Below are 5,787 nucleotides of genomic sequence, written 5' to 3' on the forward strand. Positions count from 1 at the left end.
TGTATTTGCTTCTGGGGTTGGCTGGACTTTGTGAGTGATACTTTGTCCGGGATGTGAACACGACTCTGTTCCTTTCAAAGTGATGACTCGTAATTTGCCCAAGGGTAGTGAAATTTATGGAGACTCAGCATATTCTAATTGTACCCATTGAAAGTCCCTTGTAAAGTGGGATATTCTAGATAAAACCGCAATAAAATGCAACTAAGAGACGACCAATCTCCCCACTAAAACTATCAATTCCCTAGCACATTAACAGGTAAATGAGACTGTTTTGAATAAATTACGCAATTTTTACGCATTTGAGGAATGTTTTGGCACATTTTAATTTGTTTTAAAGGCATTAAAGCGATACCGACTTAATTGAATTCGGTTTCGAATTCTCTGATGGTTTTTAAGATCAATTCCCACTCAGGAACCTCCCTAAAAAACATGGATTTCATTAGGTTGTAGTCTTTTTGAAGTTCTTTTAAGGTATGCGAAGGAGGGGAAAGCTTCAAAGTTCCTTGTCTAGCAGTGCTGTAGCTTGCCCAGCCAGATGCAAAATAAATGCTTTTGTGATTAGCCACCCTTTCAAGTAAAGCAGCTTCTTTCAGCGCTTTTTGTTTTACCGGAGAATTTAATAATCGGAAAAAGTCATAGAAGTGCCTCGAAATACGTGGTGGAAGCTTTTTATCTTGGGGTAGATGTGCATATTGATGAAGGATAGTCGCCTTTTCCCAAAAAGTTCGCTCGGCATTCAACACCCGAACGACTATTTCAGATTCATGAATTTTTTCTTTTAATGCTTCTTTAGCGTAGCTTTGTATTCTATGTTGACTGACTGGCCAATGTTCTGACCTTGCCCCAATTTCGATTTTTACAAGGGGTCTAATATATCCAGCTTTTGAAGTTTCGCTTGGATATTCAAATAATAAGGTTTGAGCATCAGGGTCTTCTTGATCAAGGAATACTTGCCATCCATCGGTTACCCCAAGTTTTTCTGCAAAGGCATCTTTAAGATCAGCCAGCATCTGAGTTTGCACATAAACAGAGCAAGCTTTTGAAAGATTGTCAATTATAGCATTCTGTTTTTTCTTGGACGGTGCATTTTCAGGATCATGAGGCGTCCCAAAACCAAAAAATTCTCTTTCGATTGAAAGATCAATGTCCTCTGAAAAACGATCAATTAATCCATATATTTTTGAAAGAGACGTGCCTCCCTTGAAGGTAAGATACGGCTTTATCTTCTCAAGTGAAAATAGCCTTTCTAAAACCCATACAACCCAATAATCTTTCTCTATAATTTCAAAAGGCATATTTTGGATATCAGTAGCAGTTCTAAAGAAAAGTGCTCGTTCATCTTTGGATAAAAGATAAATTTCATTCATGGCTTGAGTCCCATTATTTCAAAAACAAGAGCGCGGATCCAGGCGGGAGCGAATTTCATGTTTTTTTTAATTTCTTCTTCAGTTGTATTTTTTAGGAATTTTGAAATTTGCGCACGCGCTATCTGGTCAATATGATCTTTTCCTAGATTTTTCAAAGCTTGAATCAGAAGACCTTCTCTAGTCCCTGCAGAAGACATAATTTTTTTTGTGGTCTTTTTAAAAATGATTTCTTGATTTCCAATCTTAACTTTTCGGGATGGGCCTTCGGTCAAAAATATAACCCGACCAGGCACTTGCACAGAAAGGCCAACTAAATTGGCAGCATAAGCTCCAGCAGGTTGTATTTGAACTCCATTTTTTTCTGCAATTGCCTTGGCGACTTCGTTCAAATCAGGTGGAATGGTACCCAATAGGTCATGCATTTTGGGATAATCATAAACACCCTGAACAAGCCGCCGGATGATGTTTTGTTTTTGAAGTTGTGAAAGAGCCTTTCGAATAGAAGCATCGCTACCTAGATCCGAAAAGTGCATAGTGGTAAAACACCAACCGCGACCATGATCGATAATTCTATCCTTTACCAAGATTTCAATACTTTGATGCATTTTATATCATTCCCTGATTTTCACAAAAATAGCATCTTTTTGTGAAATCAAGCAACTTAATTGTTCGCTTTTCACAAAAATAGCATCTTTTTGTGAAATTTATTGACTTACAGCTGCACTTTTTGCTAGATTCTTTGTCATGAATAAGATCACGCCAAAGATATTTAATGGGAGTTTAGAGCTCGTTCTTTCGGAAACGGTATGCTGTAACCCAAAACACGGTCTCCAAGTCCACATACCTGTTACTTCCGAAAAGACGGCTCAATTTCATTTTAGATTTGAATCAGATTCTGACCCCTCTAAAAAAGGCTGCGCAACTTCTCAAGACGGAAATGTGTTAACTCTTATTCTTACCAATTTTCTCGGTTCTTTTGGCGCTTCATTGACTAATCCCTTGGAGTTTTGCATTGGCGAAGATAAATTTTTTTTACAATTTTATGGAACAGCCTCGGGGTCAGACTGTTTGTGTTTAACAATTTCAGTATTTAAAGGTCAAAAAAATGCCTAATTTTTTTTCGACCCTTACTGGAAAAAAGATTACTGGAGATGGCTATAAAAGCAATGTTATGGCTTCAGTAAATTGGGTCATTGGCTTTTGTCAGTTACTATTTGGAACCGGAGTTGTAGCGGGACCTAGTCTTTGGATTCAAATCTTGAGTGCTACTATCATGATTGGACTTTTAGTTTTTTATTGTTGGATGGTTAGATATTTTGTAGTTTTTGATCCTTCACGTTTGCAGAGTGAGAGATATAATCTTGAGATGCATGCTATCAATGCTTTGCAGAGCAGCGTGTCGGATGATAAAGCTAAGCTCACAATCCCTCCCCAAAAGCCGCCCACCATTCAAAAATCTTCTCAGCCTTACTCATAACTTTAGAATTTGTGACAATGATATCGAAGTGTGACAGGAGTTTGCCAGGATTCACACATGTCACAATCGTCACAGATAAAGTATTGCAAACTCGGTTTGGTCGGGTTTGTGCGGGTGTCTTTCTTCTTCAATTTGAGCAGCTTGGAAGAGATGGAGAAGGTTCATTGACCGTTCGGATTGGATGTGTTGAGGAGATCTCGTTCTTTCAAGACCTCCAGTATAGCAGGGATATAAGACCCCAAAATAGGTGATTCAGGATCTAAGTTCACAAGAAGTTGCTGTTTTTGTAACACATCAATCCAGCTATACTCCAGTCCTTCTCCAGATAATTTTAGTACTAAATTAAAATACACATAGGACAACCAATTTTGTTTTCCGAAATTAAATCTCTTGTAGATTTTTAATTGCCATCCATTTTCTTTGGCTCTGATATGGAGCCGCTCTATTTCTCCAATCACACGATTTGAGGCTTGGGCTCGACTGATACTTTTTTTCTGAACGGCAGCCGCAGAATCTACACAGCTACGCCAAATTAAGAAGAAGATTTCACCAAGAGGCCTTTCTATAATCAATTGATTAAATAAAAATTTTGTTTTATCTCCAACTTGATGGGGTAACCCATATTCTTCCCTTGTTCGTTCAAGAAATTCCAATGCCTCATCAATCATCAGTGCTCGGATATCTAAAGCAATGCATTCGGCGTCTCCGCAGTCAAACGAGCAAGTTCTGAGAGTATTTAAGAGATGCTCTTTGGGATTTAGTGCATGGCTAATTACTTTATAGCTTTCGCTTTGTCCATTCCAATTAAGGGAATCATCCTTAAGCACTGCTGTACGAGGACTGTCATCCAAAAACTGAAGATAGGATATTACTTTTTGAATTGCTTCCGCTGATTTATGAGGACTTGTTCCCAAAGAAAGTTCTGAGTCCCTAAGGGGTGTAATAATAAAAGGATCTTCACTCGTTGACTGTACGAGCATGGCCAATAAAATTGCCCAATCATCATATGTACCAAATTCTAACGAATTCACGTTTTGATTGTGGTTTTGAACCCGATTTTTGATAAGTTCCTTTCGGTGAGCTTCTTCTAAAAATGCTTTTTCTTGCGCTTCTTTTTTTAAGCGCTCTTTTTCGATTCGATGAAAGGCTGAGCATGGTGAGCAATTACATTTCAGCGCAAAAGGTTTGTGCCCACATCCAATGCAGGTTGCAGATCTATTCCATTTTAACCCTTCTTTAAATTCACTTCGGCTTGCAAAATATCCTCCAATGGATCCTTGGCAGACAGAACATTGCTCAGGAATGAGAATTTTGCCAATGGAATAAGGACCATGCATTTGGGGATTGTTTAACTTCTCGATATCGTTTCCAATTGCTTGGTTCCATGTTTGGCCAACCCAAAATCTCTCCATAACTGAATACATCCAGGGCTCAATGTTTAAATAAATTGTTTCATTCATAATTATTCCTTTGCGGACGCATTAGCTGGTTTTATGATTTTAGTTAGGATTACGAGCTATGATCATAGCACATAGCATGCACTTATAAAAAAGAGAATCGTTTTACTGCAGTTTTATCCAGTCTAGTGCGTAAATACTGCGTAAATGAGCTTTACGCAGCTAAATTTTTCGATGTGATTTTTGTGTTGTAAGCCACTAAAAACAAAAGGCTTCAGTCCTTAAACTGAAGCCTTAAAATTGAATGGAGGTGGAGAGAATTGAACTCTCGTCCTGGGCAAATCTACATATTAATATCTACATGCTTAGTGTGCTGAAAATAAGTCAATCACATTGCAGCCACCACACTATGATTAACTTGCTTCATTTATCTTAGAATAAAACCCTAGAAGCGGCGGACTTTATTCCGTACCAAGTCAATGACAGCAGACTCCTCGACCCTTGGTCCAGTCTCAGACTGCTGTGCTGATAAAGCTGTTAGGCTTTATACAGCGACCAATTAGTCAGGTTAAGCAGCAGCAGCGTAAGAAACTGAATCAGCTTCTACAGCAGCGGCAAAATCAACACCACTAATTAGTTTGCTATTTGTGTTAGCATTTATTGTTTTATCGGCTTTTTTAGGAGGCCAACCGACATCCTCCGCATGCAATCAATACTTGACTTCTCAGTCGAAACCGTGACACCCCCAAATACTGATCTTATTTATATTATAGCTCTAGCTAAATTAGTAAGCAAGTGGGATCAAACTTTCCAGTCATCATTTTCTGTTTCTGGTTCAACTCCTTCCGGCTGGTCTTGGGAGTCAACTAGATTTCTAGCTTTCATTTCTTTTATAATCTTTAGCGCGATGGGGTTTTGACCTTGACCTTCTTTCTTGACTAATGGCTGCTTAACTTCTTTATCCTGATTTACAGAAATTTCAACCTCATCTTCCTCTTCATTGTCAATATCTCCATCATCCCCAACAGCTCTTCGACGATTTTTTTCTAAGGCTTTAAGGAAATCTTCATCTTTATTGGCATTATTTTGTCTAATTGGAGCTTCTCTAGATCTAGTTGGCAGGGGATCGGGATTGCTATCAATTTTAGTGGGATCGGTAGCATTATCTGTCTTCAAGGGCTGCCCATAAACCCTCGGAGGACGAGGAGGTGCTGGAGGCTTAGTTTGAGAGGATGGCCGATCAGAATTGTCATCAATTTTAGCGGAATCAGGAGCGTGATCTGTCGCGCCTATTTGCCCATAAACCCTTGGAGGGCGAGGAGGTGCTGGAGGTTTAGTTTGAGAGGATGGCTGATCAGAATTGTCGTCAATTTTAGCGGAATCAGGAGCGTGATCTGTCGTGCCTATTTGCCCATAAACTCTTGGAGGGCGAGGAGGTGCTGGAGGTCGAGACGATGGACCAGATGAAAGTTTATTCCAACGATCAACATGCATGAATTCTTCAAGCTTAGCTTTAAATCGTGTTCCTAAATATAGCTTGCTAATC

The 5,787-nt window shown here is 39.1% G+C and carries 6 protein-coding genes and 1 other RNA gene; 2 read left to right on the top strand and 5 right to left on the bottom strand.

Annotated elements, in window-relative coordinates; all coding sequences use genetic code 11:
• Nucleotides 1–356: 356 nt before the first annotated feature.
• Both AB7E63_RS13100 and AB7E63_RS13105 read right to left on the bottom strand, forming a co-directional pair.
• Nucleotides 357–1,367 carry a nucleotidyl transferase AbiEii/AbiGii toxin family protein gene (locus tag AB7E63_RS13100; protein WP_006342584.1) on the bottom strand — a complete coding sequence of 337 codons (1,011 nt, stop codon included), beginning with the start codon at nucleotides 1,365–1,367 and terminating at the stop codon, nucleotides 357–359.
• The gene (locus AB7E63_RS13105; RefSeq protein ID WP_006342583.1) at nucleotides 1,364–1,972 is read right to left on the bottom strand and encodes a DUF6088 family protein; all 609 of its coding nucleotides are present in this window, start codon (nucleotides 1,970–1,972) and stop codon (nucleotides 1,364–1,366) included. Before AB7E63_RS13105 ends, AB7E63_RS13100 begins: the two co-directional genes overlap by 4 nt.
• Before the next feature lie 139 nt (nucleotides 1,973–2,111).
• Here AB7E63_RS13105 and AB7E63_RS13110 point away from each other — a divergent pair, with 139 nt between their 5' ends.
• Both AB7E63_RS13110 and AB7E63_RS13115 read left to right on the top strand, forming a co-directional pair.
• On the top strand, nucleotides 2,112–2,480 hold the full coding sequence (locus AB7E63_RS13110; protein ID WP_036746635.1) for a DUF6864 domain-containing function: 369 nt from the start codon (nucleotides 2,112–2,114) through the stop codon (nucleotides 2,478–2,480).
• Nucleotides 2,473–2,844, top strand: coding sequence for a hypothetical protein (locus tag AB7E63_RS13115; RefSeq protein WP_036746633.1), 372 nt, complete (start codon nucleotides 2,473–2,475; stop codon nucleotides 2,842–2,844). Before AB7E63_RS13110 ends, AB7E63_RS13115 begins: the two co-directional genes overlap by 8 nt.
• Before the next feature lie 161 nt (nucleotides 2,845–3,005).
• Here the strand turns inward: AB7E63_RS13115 and AB7E63_RS13120 are convergent, their stop codons facing one another.
• The 3 genes from AB7E63_RS13120 to AB7E63_RS13130 form a co-directional block, all read right to left on the bottom strand.
• Complete coding sequence (locus AB7E63_RS13120) at nucleotides 3,006–4,304, bottom strand: hypothetical protein (protein WP_036746631.1); 1,299 nt, start codon at nucleotides 4,302–4,304, stop codon at nucleotides 3,006–3,008.
• 239 nt (nucleotides 4,305–4,543) lie between these two features.
• Nucleotides 4,544–4,988: a transfer-messenger RNA gene (gene ssrA, locus AB7E63_RS13125) on the bottom strand.
• 54 nt (nucleotides 4,989–5,042) lie between these two features.
• The coding region (locus AB7E63_RS13130) for a hypothetical protein (RefSeq protein WP_428419641.1) at nucleotides 5,043–5,787 on the bottom strand (745 nt) is incomplete at its 5' end.

The sequence above is a fragment of the Parachlamydia sp. genome (assembly GCF_050255895.1).
Lineage (GTDB): Bacteria > Chlamydiota > Chlamydiia > Chlamydiales > Parachlamydiaceae > Parachlamydia > Parachlamydia acanthamoebae.